The sequence below is a fragment of the Streptomyces sp. LZ34 genome (genome assembly GCF_053890475.1).
In genome coordinates this window covers 2,136,132-2,157,527 of the sequence record NZ_CM132680.1, presented here as the reverse complement: position 1 = coordinate 2,157,527, position 21,396 = coordinate 2,136,132, and the positions used below count along the sequence as shown (strand labels likewise).

Genomic DNA, 21,396 nt, shown 5'->3' with positions numbered 1-21,396 from the left:
CGTGACCGGCCCGGACCTGCCCGAACCTGCCCGGCGGGGCCTACGGGTCGCCGGGCAGGACGACCCCGGAGGCCGCGTCGGCCCGTTCGATCAGGATCATCGCCGCGTCGTCGGCCAGGCGCCCCTCGGCGTGCCGAACCAGTGCCTGGCGCAGCCGCTCCAGGTACTCCTCCGGGGTGGCGCCGTCCAGGATCCGCAGGGTCTCCGGCAGCGGGAAGAACTCGTGGGAGCGGTTGCGCGCCTCCAGCACGCCGTCGGTGTGCAGCAGCAGCCGTTCACCCGCGGCGAACGGATAGCTCTCGGTGGCGATGGGCGGGCCGGTGAGGAACTCCTCCAGGCCGAGCGGGGGCAGCGGGCGGACGGGGTCGAGGGTCCGCACGCACCCGCCCTGGACGATCAGCGGCGGCGGATGGCCGCGGTTGATCAGCTGGATCGTCGCGTCGTCCGGCACCTGCGCCAGCAGTACGGTGACGAACTGCTCGGCCTGCTCCTCCCAGTTCCGCGGGTCGGTCCGGTCCAGCAGCGCGTACTCCCGCTGCAGCGCGGCCGCGCAGCGGTGCATGACCTCGGCCAGGTCTCTCTCGTAGTGCACCGCCTCGCGGAAGGCGCCCAGTACCGCGGCGGCCGACCGCACGGCCGCCAGCCCCTTGCCCCGTACGTCCCCGACGATCAGGCGCACCCCGAACCGGGTGGTCATCGCCTCGTAGAGATCGCCGCCGATCTGTGCCCCCCGCTCGGCCGCCAGATACACGCTGGCGGCCATCACCATGCCCATCCGGGTGGGCAGCGGCCGCAGCACCACGTTCTGGGAGACCTCGGCGATCCGCCGCGCCTGCGTCAGCTCGCGCGTCCTGCGGACCCGTACGGTGCTGCCCACCACGCTCGCGATCGCCACCAGCAGCAGCGCGGCCATGTTGGCGTACACCTGCTGGGTGCCCCAGGCCTGGTTGACCGTCGCGGTGGTCGAGCTCACCCCGAAGGCGAGCAGGGCCACCGCGCCCGTGCCGAGCGGTCCCATGGTCACCGCGGCCAGCGCCGGGGCCGGGGACAGCAGGGGGCCGGTGTATATGACATGGGCCGGTGAGAACTCGATCGTGACCACGGCCGCCATGGCCACGAAGGGCAGGCACCGGGCAATCACGAAGAGCTTACGGTTGTGACCGTGAGCTCCCCGGTCCGCTGAAGAGCGGAGGAATCGCATAACCGGCTACTTTAATCGGATTACGGCACATTCAGGTGTTAACGGGGGGTAAAGGCAGTAAATCATGAGGGGCGGGCGCCGCGCGGTGCCCGTGTCATGTCCTGTGCCTTGAGGAGTATGGTCGGCCGTTCGGGCGTAATGTGGCGTTATGCCTGAGCTGCCGGATGTTGAGGGTTTTCGGCGGGTTTTGGCCTCCTGCGCGGAGGGCCGCCGGGTGGAGCGCGTCGAGGTGAGCGACGCCGGGGTGCTGCGCGGGGTGACACCTCAGCGGCTGCGGCGGGAGCTGACCGGCCGCCGCTTCGACGCACCGGAGCGACACGGCAAGTGGCTGATCGCCCATACCGACGGTCCCACCGTACTCCTGCACTTCGGGATGACCGGAGACCTGCTGTGCCGTGCGCATGACGACCCGCCCCACCCGCACGACCGCGTCACCTTCGTCCTCGACGACGGCCACGACCTCCGCTACCGGGACCAGCGCAAGCTGCGCGGCCTGTGGCTGGCCGACACCGACTCCGACGTCGACCGGATCCTGGGCGACCAGGGCCCGGACGCGCTGTCCGTGAGCCGCGCCGAACTCGACAAACGGCTGGCGGGGCGGCGCGGACGGGTCAAGGCGACCCTCACCGACCAGTCCGTCGTCGCCGGGCTCGGCAATCTGCTCGGCGACGAGATCCTGTGGCGCGCGGGCATCCACCCGGCGCGGCGGACCGCCGAGCTGACCCCCGAGGAACGCGCCCGGCTGGAGCGCGCGATGCGCGGCGTGCTGCGCACCTCGGTGCAGGCGGGGCACGTGCCCACCAGCCCCTCCTGGCTCACCGGCCGCCGCGACGACCCCGACCCGCACTGCCCGCGGTGCGGCGGCCCACTGCGCCGCAGCCGGATGGCCGGGCGGACCACCACCTGGTGCCCCCGCTGTCAGCCGGGCGGGTCATGACGCGGCGGGTCATGACGGGCGGGTCATGACGCGGCGGGTCATGACGGGGCGGGGCACACCTTTGCTCGGGAGCAGCGGTCTCGGGGCCCGTACAGCGGCGGGCCGGGCGAGGGCGCGCGCCGCCTGTGGTCCCTCGCCGCTCTGCGATACACGGCTCCGCGCGCGGCAGGATCCACCGTCAGGACAGCCAGGCCGTGTACGAGAGCACATCGCCCGCCTCGACCCGGTACTCGGGGTCGTCGCGGGTGCAGGTCTCCTCCACGTCGAGCACCCTCCCGTCGTCCGGATCGAGGACGACCATGCGCTGTAGTCCGCCCCCGGCGCGCACGAACGCCTGCCCCTCCCGGCCCATCCGGTCGGTGACCCGGCCGGCCGGGCGCAGGCCCGCGTCACGGGAGAGCAGGGTGGCGAGGTTCGCGATCTCGCGCGGGCCGGGTGTCCACACCCGGAGGAAGGCCCCTACCGCGCCCAGCAGCTCGTCCGGATCGCGGTCCGCGTCCGGGTGCCAGACGGCGAGGTAGTCGCGCAGCGCGGCGGCGCCGGCCGGCGGAGCCTCGAAGAAGCTCTGGTTCGCGCCGTCGATGCCCGCCGGATAGCTCTCCCGGCGCACCACCTTGCCGTCGTGGACCGTACGCGGCGGCACGCCGTCGTCGATGACCGGGTGCCCCGGGTGGCGGGGGTCGGTGGCGACCACGAGCAGCGAGCCGCTGCCGTCCGCGTTCCAGCGGGTCAGCGTCTCCTGGGGGACCGTCACCGCGTCCTTCCCCGACTCCAGACCCAGCGACCAGTCCTGGACATGGCTGCCGCGCACCGACCTCCCGGGCTCGGCGGCCGCCGCGGCCCGGGCCCGGCGGGCGATCTCCGCGAGCGACACGTCGGCGCTGGAGGCGTGCGGCCGCAGCGCCACCGGGGCGGCCACGGCCGGGGAGGCGGCCGGGCCCGAGACGGTCAGGGCGATCGCGACGACCGCGCCCGCTGTCGCCATGGCCACGCCCACGACGACCCGCCGGACGGTACGGCGCCGCCGCGCGCCGGTCACCAGTTGCCGCAGCCGCCGCTCGCCTTCGCCGTCCAGCGGGCGGTCCCGCCAGCGGTCGGCGTCGGCGGGGACGGGGTTGGCGCCGCGGAGCAGGTCGAGTTCGTCGGTCATTTCCGTTCATCCTTCGTGCTCGTCCGCGCCGGTACCGGGACAGCCCCGCGCACCGTGTCGATCTGCTCCCGCAGCCGCTGCCGGGCTCGGTGCAGCCGCATGGCCGCGGCCGACCGGCCGCACCCCAGGGCGGTGGCCAGCTCCTCGACGGTCAGCTCCTCCCACGCCGTCAGCTTCAGCACCTCCTGGTCGGCCTCGGTGAGCCGGTCCAGCGCCTCCAGCACCCACGAGCCCGGCCGCTCGGCGTCCGGGCTCGCCACGGTGCGCTGACCGCCCGTCGCCTCGTGATGGCCGAGTCTGGCCAGGAGTCTGCGGTACCGGCCGCGCCCGCGCACGGCGTTGGCCAGGCAGTTGCGCGCCACCGCGTAGAGCCAGGGCAAGGGCGACTCGGGCAGGTCGCGGCGGCGCCGCCAGGCCACGGCGAACACCTCCGCGACCACTTCCTCGACCTCGCCCGGCTCGCCGTCCAGCCGTCGGGCCACGAAGCGGCTCACCGCCCAGTAATGCTCACGGTAGGCGGTGTCGAAGGCTGCGTCGGGGCTCATGCCCGGTAGGTGTCCGGCATGCTCCCGATCATCACACCCCCGGGAAAATCACTTTTTCCCGCCTCCCCTGTGATGATCGAGGAGGGTGCCGGACACCTAGCGGACATGAGTAACAACAGTGTTGTCGCGGCACCGGCGCCCCTGCCCACGCGCCGCTCCAGCCCCGGTTCCGCGGCCGTGCGGTGGCTGACGACCACCGACCACAAGACGATCGGGACGCTCTATCTCGTCACGTCGTTCGCCTTCTTCTGCATCGGTGGGATCCTGGCGCTGTTCATGCGCGCCGAGCTGGCCCGCCCGGGGCACCAGATCATGTCGAACGAGCAGTTCAACCAGGCGTTCACCATGCATGGCACGATCATGCTGCTGATGTTCGCCACCCCGCTGTTCGCCGGCTTCGCGAACTGGATCATGCCGTTGCAGATCGGTGCGCCGGATGTGGCGTTCCCGCGGCTGAACATGTTCGCCTACTGGCTGTACCTGTTCGGCTCGCTGATCGCGGTGGCCGGGTTCCTCACCCCGCAGGGCGCGGCCGACTTCGGCTGGTTCGCCTACTCGCCGCTGTCGGACGCGGTCCGCTCGCCGGGCGTGGGCGCCGATATGTGGATCATGGGTCTGGCCTTCTCCGGCTTCGGCACGATCCTCGGCTCGGTCAACTTCATCACCACCATCATCTGCATGCGCGCTCCGGGCATGACGATGTTCCGCATGCCGATCTTCACCTGGAACGTGCTGCTCACCGGTGTGCTGGTGCTGCTGGCCTTCCCGGTGCTGGCCGCCGCGCTGTTCGCCCTGGAGGCGGACCGTCAGTTCGGGGCGCATATCTTCGACGCGGCCAACGGCGGGGCGCTGCTGTGGCAGCACCTGTTCTGGTTCTTCGGCCATCCCGAGGTGTACATCATCGCGCTGCCGTTCTTCGGGATCATCTCCGAGGTCATTCCGGTCTTCTCGCGCAAGCCGATGTTCGGTTACATCGGGCTGATCGGTGCGACGATCTCGATCGCGGGCCTGTCGGTGACGGTGTGGGCGCACCACATGTACGTCACAGGCGGTGTGCTCCTGCCGTTCTTCTCCTTCATGACATTCCTGATCGCGGTGCCCACCGGGGTGAAGTTCTTCAACTGGATCGGCACGATGTGGAAGGGGTCGCTGAGTTTCGAGACGCCGATGCTGTGGACGATCGGCTTCCTGATCACGTTTGTCTTCGGCGGTCTGACCGGTGTCATCCTGGCCTCGCCGCCGATGGACTTCCACGTCTCGGACACCTACTTCGTGGTGGCGCACTTCCACTACGTGGTCTTCGGTACGGTCGTCTTCGCGATGTTCGCCGGATTCCACTTCTGGTGGCCGAAGTTCACCGGCAAGATGCTGGACGAGCGCCTCGGCAAGATCACCTTCTGGACCCTGTTCATCGGCTTCCACGGCACCTTCCTCGTCCAGCACTGGCTGGGGACGGAAGGAATGATCCGCAGGATTCCGGACTATCTCGCCGCCGACGGCTTCACCACGCTGAACACCGTCTCGACGATCTTCTCCTTCGTGCTCGGCCTGTCGATCCTGCCGTTCTTCTACAACGTCTGGAAGACCGCCAAGTACGGCAAGAAGGTCGAGGTGGACGACCCGTGGGGCTACGGCCGCTCGCTGGAGTGGGCGACCTCCTGCCCGCCGCCACGGCACAACTTCACCTCGCTGCCCCGGATCCGCTCCGAATCCCCGGCGTTCGACCTGCACCACCCCGAGGTCGCCGAGCGGGAGCCGGTGGCATGAGCGAGCGGGAGACAGGGGCGTGAGCGGGGCCGGCGCCCCGCGTCCCGGCGACGTCGCCATGGGCATCAGCCAACTCGAGGGCTATCTGCTGCTCCAGGCGGAACGCGACCGGGCCTCGGACCGCGCGCGCCGGTTCGCGGGCCGGCTGGACTGGCTGACCGTCGCCCAGCGCGAGGAGGTCGAACGCCTCTACGCGCAGGACCAGTGGGACCTCGCCGAGCAGACCCTGCGCAAGGTGGCGCGGCGCGGTGAGGAACTGCGCGCGGAGTACCAGCGGATCTACCACCGGCTGCGGCTCCGACTGCTGGTGGCCGCCCTGCTCGGTGGGGTCGCCCTGACCGTCGTCGCCGCCACGCTCGCCGCGGGGTAGCGGCATGCCCCCCGGCCGGGGGCACCTCCCAGCGGCGGCTGGGGGGAGAACCGAGGTCTCAACTCCCCCCTCGGCGGCACGCCCCCTGCCGTGCCGCCGGGCGGGAGTTATTTGACGTAGTCCGGGAGCACCCGGGCCGGCCAGGTGCCCACGGTCAGCATGCCTGCCGCGTAGGCGCGGGACACCAGGGCCGCGCGGTTGGGCGCCTTGAGTTTCCGTAGCATCGAGCCCACGTGGTACTCGATGCCCTGCCTGCTCAGATAGAGCTTGGAGGCCAGCTGCACGGTCGAGGCGCCGGTGGCCACTCCTTCGAGTATCCGGGCCTCCAGTGGGGAGAGCAACAGCCGCCGTACCGTGGCCGCTTCGTCGGTGGCCGCCGCCTCGTCGTCCGGCTTGACCAGCACGACGATGGCGGACAGCTGATCCGAGGGGCCCTCGATGGCCGTGCCGGTCAGATCGCCGGAGAACACCTGGCCGTCCGTGCGGCATCCGACGACCCGCTCGGTGAAGCGGGTGCGCCGCCCATCGTGCAGGCGCGAGAAGTGTTCCCGCAGGACGGAAGGCGCGCTGGGATGCAGCAGATCGTACAGGTCGCGACCGCAGAGCTCCGCCGACGAACCGCCGAAGTGGCGGAAGAAGTCGTCGTCACCCGCGAGGACCCGCAGATCGGAGGTGAGTGTGGCCATGCCGGTGGCGTACCGGCTCCCCCTTCCAGGGGTTTTGGGGCGATCGGGGGTGACCTGGGCAGTGTGGGGGTGGGCAGCCAAGGGGAGTCACCACTTTCTGTTATTTCGGCAACGGCTGTGGACTCTGGTGACGGGTGTTCAGGTCCGCTTCAAGGTGTATACCAACACCACGCCCTGTTGTCCCTGACCGTATGCGAAAGACTTGTGCCCGTTTCTGCCCGAATGGAGTTCAGAGCATACGTTCAACTCCGGCCTGCCGCGCGGCGGAAGAGCGCCGGCGGGTCCGTGTCGGCCCCGGTCCGCAGGGAGCCCGGGGGTCAGCCGTGTGCGGACATCTCCGCTCCGCACACGGACGCCTGGGCGCGGGCGGCGAGGGTCCGCCGGTCGTCCACGCCCGGCAGGGCCGACAGCGGTTCGTGCATCCGCACCCGCGCCGTCAGCCCGGCCGCGCCCAGGACCCGCCGCACGGAGCTGCCGAAGTCGTCCTCGCCGACGAAGGCGGCCACCGTGGTCGGCGCTCCGTGCTGGAAGTAGTCCAGGGTCACCGGCCGGACCGGCGCCCCCGCGTCGATCGCCGCCTGGAAGGTGGCCCGCCGGAAGCGGCCGCCCGTCCCGGCACACCAGGTGACACCCTGCGGGAAGACCATGACCGAGCGTCCGGACCGCAGTTGCCCGGACACCATCGCGACGGTGTCCGGCAGCCCGCGCAGGGTGCCGCGGTCGATGAACAGCGTCCCCGCCCGCCGCACCAGCGGGCCGACCGCCGGCCACTCCCCGACCTCCCGTTTGGCGAGCATGGTCACCGGCTCCACGGCGAGCAGGGCGATGATGTCCAGCCAGGAGATGTGGTTCGCGACGACCAGGGTGCCCGTACCGCCCGGCACGCTCAGCGGCCCGCCGCGCACCTCGAGCCGGATGTCCAGGGCGTCCAGCACCGCCGCGGCGTGGGCGCGCAGGGTTTCAGGCTCGGCGAGCCGCCCGCCGCGCAGCAGCGCGCCCACCGCCACCCGGGCGAAGGACGCGGCACGCCCGGCCACGCGCGAGACCGGCACCCGCGCGGCGGCGTGCGCCACACAGCGGGCGGTACACGGTGACCACGCGGTCCACGCGGACCAGGCGGCCCCCGCACCCCCCACGGCCCCCGCCCGCAGGGGCTCCCGCACCGGGAGGGTCATCGGGGCTCGCCCAGGAAGAAGCGCCGATAGCGGTCGTTCATCCGCTCCGTGTCCAGCAGCACGAAGAAGTCGGCGTCGTCGAAGTCCCGCTCGTGCTGCGGCGCCCCGCACATCCAGGCCCCGATCCGCAGATAGCCGCGCAGCAGGGGCGGCAGCGCGGCGTAGCCCGGCTCGGCGACCAGCGCCCGGGTGGGCATCCAGGGGTCGCGCGGGCGCACCCGCACCTCGGCCGGCGCGGCGTGCCGGGTGGTGCCCAGCAGCCAGGCGTTCGCCGCGGCCTGCCCGCCGTCGGCCAGCGGGACCGAGGCGCAGCCCGCGAGATAGCGGTGCCCGGACAACAGCACATAACGGGCGAGCCCGGCCCACATCATGTTGATCACCGCGCCCGAGCGGTGGTCGGGGTGGACACAGGCCCGGCCCGCCTCGACCATCGACGAGCGGACCTCGTCCGGAAGCCCGCGCAGGTCGAACTCGGTGTCCGAGAACAGCCGCTCGCTGCGCCCGGGCGGCAGCAGCCGGTAGGTGCCGACCACGGTGTCCGTCGCCGTGTCCGTGACGATCAGATGGTCCATGACCTCGTCGAACTCGTCCACGTCCCGGTCGCCGACCGACGTGTGCAGCCGGGCTCCCTTTTCCTGTCCGAAGACCTGGTAGCGCAGCCGCTGGGCGGCGTGGATCTGCTCTTCGGTGTGCGCGATCGAGGTGACGTACGAGCCGGCGTCCGCCGGAACCGAGGTTGTCGAGAGCACGGGCATTCCTGTTCTCCGTTCAGGGGAATCGAGCACCAGCGAAGGCGTGGAATGGCTTCGCCAGTGTTGCCCCGGCACGAGAACGCGGCAGTGTCCGGACGGTGATTCGACGACTGCCGGTCGGTGACGAACGTGTGCCGCCGCGGGCGCGACACGCGATGTCCACCAGGACACACGCGATGTCCACCCGGGCGACGCCCATGTGTCGTCCGAGACGGGGTTTACCGCTCGACGGGGCCCGGCAGGGGGAAGCCGAGGGCGTGGGCCGCTTCGGCGGGGGTGGGCTGGGACCACAACTCGGCGACGGACCGCGCGTTGGCGAGCGAGCGGGTCTCGGCCCGGTCGAGGTAGAGCGTGCCGTCGAGGTGGTCCGTCTCGTGCTGGACGATACGCGCGGGCCACCCCGCGAACTCCTCGTCCAGCTCGCGCCCCCGCTCGTCCTGGCCCCGCAGCCGGATCCGCTCGGGGCGGGCGACCACGGCCTGCCAGCCGGGCACGCTGAGGCAGCCCTCGAAGAACGCCGCCCGGCGGCTGGGATCGCCCACCGGCTCGTACGAGGGATTGACCAGAACCCGGAAGGGCTGCGGCACCCGCCCGCGCGCCTCCCGCACCTCCGCGCTGACCTCGGCCGGGTCCTCGATGACCGCGATCCGCAGCGGAATGCCGATCTGCGGGGCGGCCAGGCCCACCCCCGGGGCGGCGTGCATGGTCTCCCGCATCGCCCGCACCAGCCGGTCCAGCCGCTCGGCGGACAGCTGCCCCTCGTACGGAAGGGCGGGCCGGCGCAGGACCGGGACGCCCGCGGAGACGATGGGCAACGGGCGGGGGCCGGCGAGGAGTTCGTCGACGAACTCGGGCAGCGGGGTGGTCGGCATGGGAACAGCCTGGCAAGGGCCGGGCCGCCGCGGCAAACCGAATGTAGTGGAAGGCTGAACAACATGGGGCCGTGGTCCGTACTCCCCGACGAGTCTCCGGGGAACCCACGCCTCCGGAGTCTCTCCCGGGTCGCGTCGACTCGGACCGGCTGCCGCTCCGCGGTGACTCTCCCCGTTGTGCGCCGCGGGGCGGCAGCCTCGCGGCGCACCGGGCGTGCTGTCCCGGACAGGCGGTGCCCCCGGCCGGCCGCGCGGCGCCGGGCCCGGCCTCGACGGGGGCGTCAGGCCTTCAGGGCGGCCATCCAGGCCTCGACCTCGTCCGCCTGCCGGGGCAGGCCGGCCGAGAGGTTCTCGGTGCCGTCGTCGGTGATGAGGATGTCGTCCTCGATGCGCACCCCGATGCCTCGGTACTCCTCGGGCACGGTCAGGTCGTCGGGCTGGAAGTACAGCCCGGGCTCGACGGTGAGCACCATGCCGGGCTCCAGCGTGCCGTTGGCGTACATCTCGGTGCGGGCCGCGGCGCAGTCGTGGACGTCGAGGCCGAGCATGTGGCCGGTGCCGTGCAGGGTCCAGCGGCGCTGCATGCCGAGCTCCAGGGCCTTGTCCACCGACAGGTCGCCGAGCAGGCCCCAGGCGACCAGGCGCTCGGTGAGCACCCGCTGGGCGGCCTCGTGGAAGTCGCGGTAGGCGGCGCCGGGCTTGACGGCGGCGATGCCGGCCTCCTGCGCGTCGTACACCGCGTCGTAGATCTTGCGCTGGATCGGGGTGAAGCGGCCGCCGATGGGCAGGGTGCGGGTCACATCGGCGGTGTAGAGGTTGCGGGTCTCCACGCCCGCGTCGAGCAGCAGCAGTTCGCCGGAGCGGACCGGGCCGTCGTTGCGCACCCAGTGCACGGTGGTCGCGTGCGGGCCGGCGGCGCAGATGGAGGCGTAGCCGACGGCGTTGCCCTCGACGCGGGCGCGCAGGAAGAAGGTGCCCTCGATGTAGCGCTCGGAGGTGGCCTCGGCCTTGTCGAGGACCTTGACCACGTCCTCGAAGCCGCGCGCGGTGGCCTCGCAGGCGAAGCGCAGATCGGCGATCTCGAACTCGTCCTTGACCCGGCGCATCTCGGAGAGGAAGACGCGGAACTCCTCGTCGCGCTCGGCGGTCACCTTGTCGTGCAAGGCGGCCTCGACGCCGGAGTCGTAGCCGCGCAGCACGCGGACCGGGCCGGTCGCCTTCTTGAGCTCGTCGGCCAGCTTGCGGACGTCCTTGCAGGGCAGGCCGAGGAGCTTCTCGTTCTCGGTGAGGCTGTTGCGCCGGCCGTCCCACAGCTCGCCCTGGGCCGAGAGCCAGAACTCGCCGTTCTCGCGGTCGGAGCGGGGCAGCAGATACGCGGTGGCCTCGTGGCCGCCCTCGCCCCGGGGCTCCAGCACCAGGACGCCGTCAGCGCACTCAGCGGGCCGGTCGCCGGTCAGATAGACGTAGTCGGAGGAGGGGCGGAAGGGGAAGTCCGTGTCATTGGCGCGGATCTTCAGATGGCCGGCGGGAATCACCAGGCGCTCGCCGGTGAAGCGGGCGGAGAGCTCGGCGCGGCGGCGGGCGGTGTGCGCGGCCTGCGGGATGGGCTCGAGGTCGTGCCGCTCGGTGTCGGCCCAGCCCTGCTTCATGTTCTCGGCGAGCTCGTCGCTCACGCCACGCTCCAGGCTGTTCTTGCGCGGCTTTAAGGTCTCGGTCTGCTCGCCCTCGGGGCCCTCCGGGGGCTGGAGCTCCTGCGTGGGCCCCTGGCTCTCGGACGTCCGCTCGGTCACGACTGCCTCCTCGATCGAATCACCCATGGCCAACCGGGTGGTGGCCAGCCTATTATGACGATTCGCTGTATTGGGCAGGGGCGCGGGGGATCGGCACAGTCGGTGCGGAACAATTCGTTCCTTGATCTGTGGCGTGACCGGGTTTTCCGGCTCGAGATCGTCAGGAATTTTCGGAATGGCTGTTTCGCACTGACGGGGGCAGGGTGTCCGAAGGTACAACGAGCTCGAATTCCGGGCTCGGGTCCTATTTCCGATTACTACGGGCGCCCGGCGCCGCCGCGCTGGCGTTCTGGGGGATGATCGGCCGATTCCCCATCGCCATGCGGTCCTTGAGTTGTCTGATGCTGATCTCCTCGGTCACCGGGTCGCTGGCGGACGCCGGGACGGTGGCCGCGGCCATGCTGGTCTCGCAGGGGGTGGCCAGCCCGGTGCTGGGGCGGCTGGCCGACCGGCTCAGCCAGCGGCGGGTGCTGCTCACCGCATCCGTGGCGCACGCCGTGGGGATGACGCTGCTGCTGGTGTCGATCCTGCTCGAGGCCCCGCTGTGGCTGCTGATCGTCCCGGCGGTGGCCACCGGGTGCGCCTCGGTCTCGTTCACCTCGTTCATGCGGGCGCGGTGGGCGGCGATGGCCGACCGCAGAGTGCTGCGGACGGCCTATGCCCTGGAATCCATGCTGGACGAGACGATTTTCCTGCTGGGGCCGCTGCTGGCCACCGCCCTGGCCTCGGCGGTGCACCCGGCCGCGGGCCTGATCGCCTGCGCGGCGCTGACCTTGACCGGCTCCATCGCCGTGGCGCTGCACCACCGGTCCGAGCCGGTGCCCGAGCCGGCCCCGGGCCGCGGCCCCGAGCGCGCCATCGCGGTGCCCGGGGTCCGGGTGCTGATGGTCTCCTACGCCGGGATGGGGTTCCTGCTCGGCGCGGTCGACGTCACGATGATCGCGTTCGCCCAGGAGCGGTCGGCCTCCGGGCTGGCCGGTGTGTTCCTGTCGCTGACGGCAGTGGGCAGCCTGATCGCCGGAGCCGTCTACGGGGCGGTGAACTGGCGGCTGTCGCAGGCGCGGCTGCTCTCGATCACCACGTCCCTGCTGACGCTCGGCGTGGTTCCCCTGGCCTTCGCGGACTCCTCTGTGGTGATGGCCTTCCTCGCCGTCGTCGCGGGCGTGGCGATCTCCCCGGGGCTGATCGCGGGCAGCACGCTGCTGGAGTCGCTGGCCCCCAAGGGCTCCTTGTCGGAGGGGTTCTCGTGGCTCACCAGCGCCGGGGCCCTCGGCATCGCCCTGGGCACGGCCGTGGGCGGGCGGTTGGCCGACCCGGGCGGCTTCGAGCAGGCGGCGTGGGCGGCGGTCGGCGGCGGGATCCTCGCCATGGGGCTGAGCCTCATGGGACAGCCGGCGCTCCTGAGGACCAGGCCGGCCCCGGGACCGGCTTCGGAAACCACCGTATGAGAACAATGACGTCACGAGAGCAATGAGGACAGAGTTGTGAGCACAGCGCATCACATGTCCGAGCGGGAGGGTCTCGGGGGATTACCGGTTCCCCGTCTCTCGTTCGACGAGTTCACAGCCTTCGGGCGACGGGCCCTCATCCGGGCAGATGTCCCAGTGGTGATCAATTTGCCGAAAGGCGCCAGGGGTCTCGGCAGGGAGGGCGTGGCCGAGCGCCTCGGAAACATGAAGGTGACCCTCTTCACCGAGCCGAGTGACAAACAGAATTCACGGCGTTGGACCACCAAGGAGATCCGGCTCCGCGAGTTCTTCGCCGACGAGCGATACCGGACCGACCCCGGCACCTGGAACCGTATCGTGTCGAACATCCGCAACAGCCCGGCCGATGTCGACGCGATCCTCGGCTTTGACGCCGAGGAACTGTTCGACTACCGGCGCTCGTTGAACGCGGCCAACGTGTGGATCAGCCACCGCGGAGTGTTCACCCAAAGCCACTTCGACGAGCTGGAGAACTTCAACATAGCGCTGGAGGGCCGTAAGCGGTTCGTTCTGGCGCCCCCGGGATTCCGGGAGTACTACCCGAGGTCGATGGTGCGCGGGTTCGGCGACAAGTCGCAGGTCTTCGACTTCGACGACGTCGACCGGCGGCGCTTCCCGAAGCTCGCCGCCAGGCTGGCCGAGCGCCGGGAGCTGATCCTGGAGCCCGGACAGATGCTCTACCTCCCGCTCGGCTGGTGGCACCAGGCCGAGTCGCTGGACGAGATGAACATCAACATGAACTTCTGGCTGCGCGACCCGAAGATCCTCCGCAGACCCTATGTGCTCGGCGTCGCGCTCTACACGGCCGCGTACCGCAAGCTCAAGGGCGTCTACAACTACCAGCCCGCCGAGGCGGCGTCATGACCGGGCGCAAGGCCATCGAGCCCACGCACCGGTACCGCAACAACGACAAGGCCGTCGGCGTCGGGAACGCGTTCTGGGACCTGTCCGAGCGCAGCGGGCTGGCCGGGATCGTGGCCGATCTCGAAGACGGCAGGGCCGGCGTGCTGCACACCGCGGACGGCCACGAGTTCACCAACTTCACCTGCTGCTCCTATCTGGACCTGGACTCGCACCCCCAGGTCATCGAGGGCGCGGTCGCCGCGCTGCGCCGGTTCGGCGTGCTGGACCACTGCATTCCGCGCAGCCGGGTGCAGATCCCGGCCCTGCTGGAGCTGGAGGCCTCGCTCGGCGAGCTGTTCGGCGCCGAGGTGGTGGCCGCGATCTCGGCGGGCGTCGCCAGCGCCGGACTGCTGCCGCTGATCGCCTCCGGGCATCTGGGCAACGGGGTCAGACCGCTGATGGTGTTCGACAAGAACTGCCATGTGTCGATGGCCGGGGCCAAGCCGGCCTGCGCCGACGAGACGGAGGTGGTGACCTGCGGCCACCACGACCTCGGGTTCCTCGAGGACATGTGCGGGCGGTACGAGCGGGTCGCCTACGTCGTGGACGGCTCGGACAGCCTGGGCGGGTACGCGCCGGTGCGGGAGCTGGCGGAGCTACAGGACAAGTACGGCCTGCTGGTGTACTACGACGACTCGCACTCCATCTCGGCGTACGGGGAGCGCGGCATCGGCTACATCCGCTCGCACTGCCCGGTGCTGGACGAGCGGACGATCACCGTCGCGACCCTGAACAAGGCGTTCGGGACCAGCGGCGCGGCGATCCTGCTCGACGGCCACCCGAAGGAGACGCTGCGCGTGGTCGAGCGGTTCGCGGGTGCCCTCAGCTACTCGCAGCCGATGAACACGGCCGCGGTCGGGGCCTCGCTGGCCTCGGCGGAGATCCACCGCACCGAGGAGCTGACCGCTCTCCAGCGGCGGCTGCGGGCCAACATCGAGCTGTTCGACAGCCACATCAAGACCGGGCAGGCCGGGACGACATTCCCGATCCGGGTCGTCCCGATGAGCGACGAGACGGTCATCGAGGCGGGCCGCCGGGTGTACCAGGCCGGGTTCTATGTCTCGCCGGTGTTCTTCCCGATCGTCTCCCGCGGCACCGCGGGCCTGCGGGTGATGCTCCGCGCGGGCCAGACCGAGGAGCAGATCCGCGGGCTGTGCGCGGCCCTTGCCGAGGTGGGCGTCCAGCAGGCGGCCCCCGCGCCGGAGGAGGCACCCTGATGACACTGCCGCTGCCGCCGACACTGCCGCGGACGCCGACTCCGACGCCGACGGGCGCCGCCCGGGCGATCCCGCGCTCCATCCTGTACACGCCCGCGCTGTCGCTGGACCGGGTCGTGGGGGCGTGGTCCTACGACGCGGATGTGCATCTGGTCGACCTGGAGGACGCCGTCCCGCCGCCGGAGAAGCCCGCGGCGCGCAGGGTGTGCCGGGCGGCGCTGGAGAAGGCGCCGGAGCCGGCGAACGCGGCCGTGCGCGTCAACGAACTGGGCACCATCGAGGCGGTGCACGACCTGGTGATGCTCACCGAATGCCCGGTCAAGCCCGGCTTCATCGTGATGACGATGGTGAAGTCCGCGGTGGAGGTGGTGCTGATGCGCGACACCCTCGCCTCGGCGGGGATCCGCCCGGAGATCTATGTGACCGTGGAGACCCCGGCCGCCGTCGCCGACATCGACGCCATCGCGGCGGTTGCCGATGGGCTGATCCTCGGCTCGGCGGACCTGGCCGCGGCCCTGGGCATCGAGATCAGCTGGGCGGGCCTGCTCGCGGCCCGCCAGGCGATGGCCCTGGCCGGGGCCCGGCACGGCACCGCCCTGATCGACACCGCCAACTTCCGGCTGGCCGAGCCCGAAACGCTGGCGCAGGAGATCGACCGGGTGCGCGAGCTGGGCTTCCACGGCAAGGTGACCGTGCACCCGAGGGAGCTGGGCGCGATCAACCGGGCCCTGCGGCCCGACCCGGCCGGGCTGCGGCTGGCCCGGCGGGTGACCGAGGCCGTGCGGGCGGCGGACGGTGGGATCGCGGTCCTGGACGGGAACATGGTCGGGCCGCCGTTCGCCCGGATGGCCCGTGCGACGGTGGCGCGCGGGGACGCCTGGGCCGAGCGGTTCGGCCGGGACGGCGGCACGGGTGGTGAGGGTGGCGGCGTCGGTGGCAGCGGCACCGGCAGTGTCGGTGGCAGCGGCGGCGTCGGTGGCGGCGGCGAGGAGGCGGGCCATGACGGTCACTGAGCGCGCTACCGCCGGGCCCGGCACCATCCCGCCCATCACCGTCGCCGTCATCGGCACCGGCGCCATCGGCCAGGACCTGGTCGGCAAGGTACACCGCTCCACCGTGCTGAACTGCGGCCTGGTGGCCGGGCGCAACCCCGAGTCCGCCGGGCTGCGGCACGCCGCCGGGCTCGGCTGTCCGACCACGGCGGAGGGCATTGACGCGATCCTCGCGGCCCCGCGCCCGTACGACGTGGTGTTCGACGCCACCAACGCGATGTCGCACGCCGAACACTGGCGGCTGCTCCAGCCGCTGGACACGCTGCTGATCGACCTGACCCCCAGCCGGGTCGGCCGGATGGTGGTGCCCACGGTGACCGGGCCCCACCCGCCGGCCGAGCGCAACGTCAGCCTCATCAGCTGTGGCGGACAGGCGTCGATCCCGATCGCACACGCCCTCGCCCACCGGTTCGAGGTGGAGTACATCGAGGTCGTCTCCACCGTGGCCAGTACCATCGCGGGCCGGGCCACCCGGCTCAACCTCGACGAATACGTCGCCACGACCCAGCACGCCCTCACCGCGTTCTCCGGTGTGCGCGACACCAAGGCGATCCTCAACATCAGCCCGGCCGTGCCCCCGGCGACCTTTCGGACCGCCGTCCAAGCGGTCATCCCCGGGGCGGACGCCGAGGCGGTGCGCACCCTGGTGGCCGACGCGGCCCAGCGGGTGCGGGCGCAGCAACCCGGGTACGAGGTCGTCGCCTGCACGGTGACCGGCGACCGGGTCGTGGTCTCCCTGGAGGTCCCCGCGGACAGCGACGTACTGCCCCGGTACGCCGGGAACCTGGACATCATCAACTCGGCCGCCATCCTGGTCGCCGAGCAGCACGCGGCCCGGCTCGCCCCGGCCGCCCGGAGGGCGGTGGGCCGATGAGCTCCGTGGTGATCCACGACCCCACCTTGCGCGACGGCCAGCACGCGGTGCGCCACCAACTCGGCGTGGCGGCGTTGCGGGGGTACGCCGAGGCGGCCGACGCGGCCGGGATCCCGGTGGTGGAGGTGGGCCACGGCAACGGTCTGGGCGCCTCCTCCCTCCAGGTGGGACGGGCCGCCGTCAGCGACGACGAGATGCTGTCGACCGTGCGGGAAGCCCTGCGGCACAGCAAAATGGGGGTGTTCATGCTGCCCGGCTGGGGCACCTCCGACGATCTGCGCAAGGCGGTGGCGCACGGCGCCGATGTGATCCGTATCGGCGTGCACTGCACCGAGACCTCGCTGGCCGAGCGCCACCTCGGGCTCCTGGGGGAGGAGGGCGCGGAGGCACACTGCGTGCTGATGATGAGCCATATGGCCACCCCCGCCGAACTGGCCGAGCACGCCGTGCGCGCGGTCGGGTACGGGGCACGGGCGGTGGGCATCATGGACTCCGCGGGCCACTTCCTGCCCCAGGACGTCACCGAACGGATCGGCGCGATGGTCGAGGCCGTCGGGCCCTTGGACGTTCCGGTGATCTTCCATGGGCACAACAACCTCGGCATGGCGGTCGCCAACTCCGTGGCCGCCGCCGAGGCGGGGGCCGGGATCATCGACGGCTGCGCGCGCGGCTTCGGGGCCGGGGCGGGCAACACCCAGCTCGAGGTGGTGGTGCCGGTGCTGGAGCGCACCGGGTTCCAGACCGGCATCGACCTGTACGCGCTGCTCGACGCCGCCGAGTTCGCCGAGCGGGAGCTGATGTCCGCGCCGCCGGTCACCGGCTCGCTGTCCATCGTCAGCGGTCTGGCCGGGGTGTTCTCCGGTTTCAAGCATCAGGTGCTCGACCGCTCCGGGCGGGCCGGAGTCGACCCGCGCGATGTGTTCTTCGAGCTCGGCAGGCGACAGGCCATCGCCGGGCAGGAGGACCTGATCGTCGACGTGGTCGCCGAGCTGAGCCGCGCAGCGACGGAGGAGCGAGCGGTGACGAGGGAAGCCCGTGCGTTGGAGCGCGGCAAGACTGAGCGGGAGGGAGGCCCATGAGCGGGCCGGTGACCATCGGCGCGCAGGACATGGCGGGCCCGGACCGGCTGGTGCGGGTGATCGACGCGCTGGCCGAGGTGTTCGCCGATCTGTCGGCGGGCCGGACGCGGTCCCCGGCCCGGACCATCATCGAGCACGGCCCGCGGCGGCAGTTGTTGGCCGGAACGGCGGTCTGGGAGCGGCGCGGGGTGGGCAGCGTCAAGATCACCACGCTCACGCCGGACAACCCGGACCGCGGGCTGCCGCTGATCCACGGTGTGGTCGTACTGACCGACCTGGACACCGGGCGGATCACCGCGCTGCTGGACGGCGCCGAGCTGACCGCCGTCCGCACCGGTGCGGTGGCCGGCCTGGCGACCCGCCTGTGCGCCCCCGAGGGCGCCGAGGACCTGGCCGTCCTCGGCGCCGGGGTGCAGGCCCGGGCGCTGGTGCGGGCCGTGTCCGCCGTACGCCCGATCCGCTCGGTCCGGGTGTTCTCCCGCACCCGGGCCCGTACGGAGACGTTCGCCGAGTGGCTCCGCGCCACCGCCGGCCACCGGATACGGGTCTCGGTGTGCGACACCCCGAAGGACGCCGTAGCCGACGCCGCGGTCATCTGCACGGCGACCTCGACCGACGACCGGACACCGCTGGTGGCGGCCGACTGGGTGACCCCCGGGGCGCATATCAACGTGATCGGCGGGACCCATGAGGACGCGATCGAGGTCGACCCGGCACTCCTGGCGTCCGCGTTCGTCGTCGTGGAGGAGCGGGCCGCCGCGCTCGAGGACGCGGGCGAGGTGCGGGCCGCCCTGGCCGACGGGCTGATCGGCGTCGCCGAGCTGCACGAACTGGGCGCCCTGGTGAACGGGGCAAGCGCGCCGCGGCACTCAGCCGACGGCCGGACCTCGGTGTTCCGCGGGGTGGGCATGGCCATCGAGGACACCGCCGCCGCGGCCGCGCTCCACGAGGCCGCGGGCGCCGGCGGGGGGTGAGTCAGCCCGCCTCGCGGCAGCGCACCATGAAGGACCGCTCGAACACGATGACCGTCTCCCCGGTCGACTTGGCGCCGGTGGTCTCCACCGTGATGATCCCCTGCCCCGGTCGGGACCTGGACAGCCGCTTGCCGAGGATCCGGCTGGTCGCATAGAGGGTGTCGCCGACGAACACCGGCTCCTTCAACCGGACCTTGTCCCAGCCGAGGTTGGCCACCGCCCGCGCGGACAGCGCCTGCACGGTCATGCCACCGACCAGACACAGCGTGATCCCGCTGTTGACCAGCACCCGCCCGTACTCGGCGCCCTCCCCGTAGGTCCGGTCGAAGTGCAGCGGGTGCTGGTTCATGGTCAGCAGGGTCAGCCAGGTGTTGTCGGTCTCGGTGATGGTCCGGCCCGGCCAGTGGCGGATCACCATGCCGGGCTCGAAGTCCTCGTAGTCCCCGCCGTGCTCTTCGACGTACTCGTTGTCCTGGACCCGGCGCAGCGTCATGCCGCCAAGGGTAGCGGCGCTGACTATGCTGACGTCTCGCCAATGCAGCTGCCACGAAGGCGATTGGGCCGACAGGGATGGGGGGAGGCCGGATGGGCGCGCTCGAGGACGTCGGCACCCGGGGGACGTGGGGACACCCGTGGTTCGGCCGCCACCGGCTGAAGCCCGCCGCGCCCGCGGACACCATCCGGGAGATGCTGCGCACCGGGATCCGGGACACCGGCTGGCCGCACCAGCCACTGCTGCCCGCCGCGCCGATCGCGCTGCCGCGCGCGTCGTACGCCGAGTTGTTCCGCGCCACCGCCGCGCTGCTCGACCTGGTGCGCCGCACCGCCCTGGAGTCCGCGCCCACCACGGACGGCAGGCTGGCGGCGTACCGCATGCCGGCGAGCGAACACCAGTTGTTCATGGCCGACCAGTTCGTCGAGGAGCGCTACGCGGACTGCGTGGCCCGGCCGGACATCGTGATCGGGGCGCACGGGCCGCGGTTTCTGGAGTTCAACGTCAGCGGGGCGCTCGGCGGCCCGGTGGAGACACACTGCCGTCTCGAGGTGTGGCGCAAGCTCTACGCCGACGACGCGGGCCGGGTGCCGTTCGGCTACCAGGACCCGTTCGCCGTGCGCGCCGAGATGTTCCGGGGGTTGTGCGCGGAGCTGGCCGTGGCGCCCCGGGTGGCTCTGGTGGGCAGCGCCCGTGACCAGGGCGTGGAGTCCACCCGGTACTTCGACGTGGAGGCCGACCACTTCAACAGCCACGGGCTGACGGCGCGCTTCTTCGAGCCCGAGGATCTGCACGAGGCCTGGGACTGCCCGCCGCGGCTGCGCTACCCGCTCGGGCTGCGGAACTTCACCATCCCCGACTGGGCCGAGCTGGGCATCGACACCGCGCCGGTACAGGCCGCGCTGGACAACGGCTGTCTGCTGGTGGGGACCCAGACCTCCACGTTTCTGTCCAGCAAGCTGACCATGGGCCTGCTGTCGGAGGGGCGGCCATGGATGAGCGCGGCGGAGCGGGCCCTGGTCGACAGATATCTGCCGTGGACACGGGTTCTGTCCCACCGGTGGACGAGCCGGGGCGAGCGGAAGGTCGACCTCGTCCCGTTCGTCGTGGACAACCGCGAGCTGCTGGTGCTCAAGGAGAGCATCGGGATGAGCGGCAAGCAGGTCGTCATCGGCCGGGAGACCGGCCAGGCGGAGTGGGAGGCGGCGGTGGCCGCGGCCGCGGGGACGGGCACCAGCGTGGTGCAGGAGTTCGTGGCGCCCCGCACCTGTCGGCTGGCGATGGTCGCCGACGGCGCCGAGGAGCCACATGACGCCGATGTGGCCCCGGTGTTCGGGCCCTTGTTCTTCGGCGGCCGGCCGGCGGGCATGTTCTCCCGGTTCTTCGGCGACGGCACCGCGGGGATCGTCAGCGTCCTGGGCGCCAACAGCTCCGACGACTGCGTGGTGGCCATCTAGGCGCTCCGGGGCGCTCTCAGCCGCCCGAGGGGCGGGCCCTTACGTGCATCCGCTCGCCCTGGGCCCCGAAGAGGCTCAGTACCTCGACGGGCTGGTCTCCCGCGGCGGCGAAGCCGTGGGGGACACGGGTGTCGAACTCGGCGGCCTCGCCCGCGGTGAGGACGAGGTCGCGCTCGCCCAGAGCGATATGCAGCCGGCCGGAGAGCACATAGAGCCACTCGTACCCCTCGTGCACCTTCTGCTCGAGCCGAGTGCCCTCGGATGTCTGCCGGGCGGGCAGGATCATCTTGTAGGCGTGCAGCCCGCCGAGGTGGCGGGTCAGCGGCACGAAGACCCTTCCGTGCCGGGTGAAGGGGCGCGGATGGATGCGGGGGTCACCGGTGGCGGGCGCGCCGACCAGCTCGTCCAGCGGCACCTGATGGGCCTTGGCCAGGGGCAGCAGCAGCTCCAGGGTCGGCTTCCGCTGCCCCGACTCCAGGCGCGAGAGGGTGCTCACCGAGATCCCGGTCGTCTCGCTCAGCTGGGACAGCGTTGCGCCACGCGTCTGGCGCAGCGCCCGCAGCCGCGGCCCCACACTTGTCAGCACACTCGAGAAATCCTCGTCCGTCACCCTTC

Annotated in this window: 21 protein-coding genes; 11 read left to right on the top strand and 10 right to left on the bottom strand. The window is 71.7% G+C overall.

The window, feature by feature from the left end; genetic code table 11:
• Nucleotides 1–40 precede the first annotated feature (40 nt).
• Nucleotides 41–1,201, bottom strand: a complete 1,161-nt coding sequence (locus ACWY4P_RS07700) for a PP2C family protein-serine/threonine phosphatase (protein ID WP_456209404.1) — start codon at nt 1,199–1,201, stop codon at nt 41–43.
• Nucleotides 1,202–1,349: 148 nt separating this feature from the next.
• On the opposite strand from ACWY4P_RS07700, the gene ACWY4P_RS07695 reads away from it, so the two are divergent.
• The gene (locus ACWY4P_RS07695) at nt 1,350–2,138 is read left to right on the top strand and encodes an Fpg/Nei family DNA glycosylase (RefSeq protein ID WP_456209403.1); all 789 of its coding nucleotides are present in this window, start codon (nt 1,350–1,352) and stop codon (nt 2,136–2,138) included.
• A gap of 178 nt (nt 2,139–2,316) precedes the next feature.
• Here ACWY4P_RS07695 and ACWY4P_RS07690 read toward each other — a convergent pair whose 3' ends face one another.
• Nucleotides 2,317–3,288, bottom strand: a complete 972-nt coding sequence (locus tag ACWY4P_RS07690) for a CU044_5270 family protein (RefSeq protein WP_456209401.1) — start codon at nt 3,286–3,288, stop codon at nt 2,317–2,319.
• Nucleotides 3,285–3,833, bottom strand: a complete 549-nt coding sequence (locus ACWY4P_RS07685) for an RNA polymerase sigma factor (RefSeq protein ID WP_456209400.1) — start codon at nt 3,831–3,833, stop codon at nt 3,285–3,287. Before ACWY4P_RS07685 ends, ACWY4P_RS07690 begins: the two co-directional genes overlap by 4 nt.
• A 105-nt stretch (nt 3,834–3,938) precedes the next feature.
• Here ACWY4P_RS07685 and ctaD point away from each other — a divergent pair, with 105 nt between their 5' ends.
• Together ctaD and ACWY4P_RS07675 are read left to right on the top strand one after the other, a co-directional pair.
• A complete protein-coding gene (ctaD, locus tag ACWY4P_RS07680; RefSeq protein WP_456209399.1) occupies nt 3,939–5,600 on the top strand; it encodes an aa3-type cytochrome oxidase subunit I in 1,662 nt (553 codons plus the stop codon).
• Between the two features lie 19 nt (nt 5,601–5,619).
• Entirely contained in the window at nt 5,620–5,970 is a 351-nt protein-coding gene (locus ACWY4P_RS07675) for a hypothetical protein (RefSeq protein ID WP_456209398.1), read from the top strand.
• 107 nt (nt 5,971–6,077) lie between these two features.
• Here ACWY4P_RS07675 and ACWY4P_RS07670 read toward each other — a convergent pair whose 3' ends face one another.
• The 5 genes from ACWY4P_RS07670 to ACWY4P_RS07650 all read right to left on the bottom strand — a co-directional run bounded on the left by ACWY4P_RS07670 (nt 6,078) and on the right by ACWY4P_RS07650 (nt 11,272).
• Complete coding sequence (locus tag ACWY4P_RS07670; RefSeq protein ID WP_456209397.1) at nt 6,078–6,656, bottom strand: LuxR C-terminal-related transcriptional regulator; 579 nt, start codon at nt 6,654–6,656, stop codon at nt 6,078–6,080.
• Nucleotides 6,657–6,973: 317 nt separating this feature from the next.
• Complete coding sequence (locus ACWY4P_RS07665; protein WP_456209396.1) at nt 6,974–7,729, bottom strand: lysophospholipid acyltransferase family protein; 756 nt, start codon at nt 7,727–7,729, stop codon at nt 6,974–6,976.
• A 98-nt stretch (nt 7,730–7,827) separates the two neighbouring features.
• Nucleotides 7,828–8,586 carry a GNAT family N-acetyltransferase gene (locus ACWY4P_RS07660; protein ID WP_456209394.1) on the bottom strand — a complete coding sequence of 253 codons (759 nt, stop codon included), beginning with the start codon at nt 8,584–8,586 and terminating at the stop codon, nt 7,828–7,830.
• 215 nt (nt 8,587–8,801) lie between these two features.
• Entirely contained in the window at nt 8,802–9,455 is a 654-nt protein-coding gene (gene def / locus ACWY4P_RS07655) for a peptide deformylase (RefSeq protein ID WP_456209393.1), read from the bottom strand.
• A 281-nt stretch (nt 9,456–9,736) separates the two neighbouring features.
• The gene (locus ACWY4P_RS07650) at nt 9,737–11,272 is read right to left on the bottom strand and encodes an aminopeptidase P family protein (RefSeq protein WP_456209391.1); all 1,536 of its coding nucleotides are present in this window, start codon (nt 11,270–11,272) and stop codon (nt 9,737–9,739) included.
• Nucleotides 11,273–11,586: 314 nt separating this feature from the next.
• Between ACWY4P_RS07650 and ACWY4P_RS07645 the strand changes: the two genes are divergently transcribed.
• Genes ACWY4P_RS07645 through ACWY4P_RS07615 form a run of 7 tightly spaced genes read left to right on the top strand, consistent with a single transcriptional unit; the run spans nt 11,587 to nt 18,831 of the window.
• Nucleotides 11,587–12,693 (top strand): MFS transporter, encoded by a 1,107-nt coding sequence (locus tag ACWY4P_RS07645; protein WP_456209389.1) that lies wholly within the window; start codon nt 11,587–11,589, stop codon nt 12,691–12,693.
• 54 nt (nt 12,694–12,747) lie between these two features.
• A complete protein-coding gene (locus tag ACWY4P_RS07640) occupies nt 12,748–13,596 on the top strand; it encodes a cupin-like domain-containing protein (RefSeq protein ID WP_456212845.1) in 849 nt (282 codons plus the stop codon).
• Nucleotides 13,593–14,852: an 8-amino-7-oxononanoate synthase family protein gene (locus ACWY4P_RS07635; protein ID WP_456209388.1), complete on the top strand. Its 1,260-nt coding sequence runs from the start codon at nt 13,593–13,595 to the stop codon at nt 14,850–14,852. The genes ACWY4P_RS07640 and ACWY4P_RS07635 overlap by 4 nt, the downstream gene beginning before the upstream one ends.
• On the top strand, nt 14,852–15,865 hold the full coding sequence (locus ACWY4P_RS07630; RefSeq protein ID WP_456209387.1) for an HpcH/HpaI aldolase/citrate lyase family protein: 1,014 nt from the start codon (nt 14,852–14,854) through the stop codon (nt 15,863–15,865). Before ACWY4P_RS07635 ends, ACWY4P_RS07630 begins: the two co-directional genes overlap by 1 nt.
• Complete coding sequence (locus ACWY4P_RS07625) at nt 15,852–16,778, top strand: acetaldehyde dehydrogenase (acetylating) (RefSeq protein WP_456209386.1); 927 nt, start codon at nt 15,852–15,854, stop codon at nt 16,776–16,778. Before ACWY4P_RS07630 ends, ACWY4P_RS07625 begins: the two co-directional genes overlap by 14 nt.
• Nucleotides 16,775–17,857, top strand: a complete 1,083-nt coding sequence (gene dmpG / locus ACWY4P_RS07620) for a 4-hydroxy-2-oxovalerate aldolase (protein WP_456209384.1) — start codon at nt 16,775–16,777, stop codon at nt 17,855–17,857. Before ACWY4P_RS07625 ends, dmpG begins: the two co-directional genes overlap by 4 nt.
• Entirely contained in the window at nt 17,854–18,831 is a 978-nt protein-coding gene (locus ACWY4P_RS07615) for an ornithine cyclodeaminase family protein (protein WP_456209383.1), read from the top strand. The genes dmpG and ACWY4P_RS07615 overlap by 4 nt, the downstream gene beginning before the upstream one ends.
• Nucleotide 18,832: 1 nt before the next feature.
• Here the strand turns inward: ACWY4P_RS07615 and ACWY4P_RS07610 are convergent, their stop codons facing one another.
• The gene (locus tag ACWY4P_RS07610; RefSeq protein ID WP_456209381.1) at nt 18,833–19,324 is read right to left on the bottom strand and encodes a MaoC family dehydratase; all 492 of its coding nucleotides are present in this window, start codon (nt 19,322–19,324) and stop codon (nt 18,833–18,835) included.
• Nucleotides 19,325–19,416: 92 nt separating this feature from the next.
• Between ACWY4P_RS07610 and ACWY4P_RS07605 the strand changes: the two genes are divergently transcribed.
• Nucleotides 19,417–20,781 (top strand): hypothetical protein, encoded by a 1,365-nt coding sequence (locus ACWY4P_RS07605; protein ID WP_456209380.1) that lies wholly within the window; start codon nt 19,417–19,419, stop codon nt 20,779–20,781.
• 16 nt (nt 20,782–20,797) lie between these two features.
• On the opposite strand, the gene ACWY4P_RS07600 is transcribed toward ACWY4P_RS07605, so the two are convergent.
• The gene (locus ACWY4P_RS07600) at nt 20,798–21,391 is read right to left on the bottom strand and encodes a helix-turn-helix domain-containing protein (protein ID WP_456209378.1); all 594 of its coding nucleotides are present in this window, start codon (nt 21,389–21,391) and stop codon (nt 20,798–20,800) included.
• Nucleotides 21,392–21,396 lie beyond the last annotated feature (5 nt).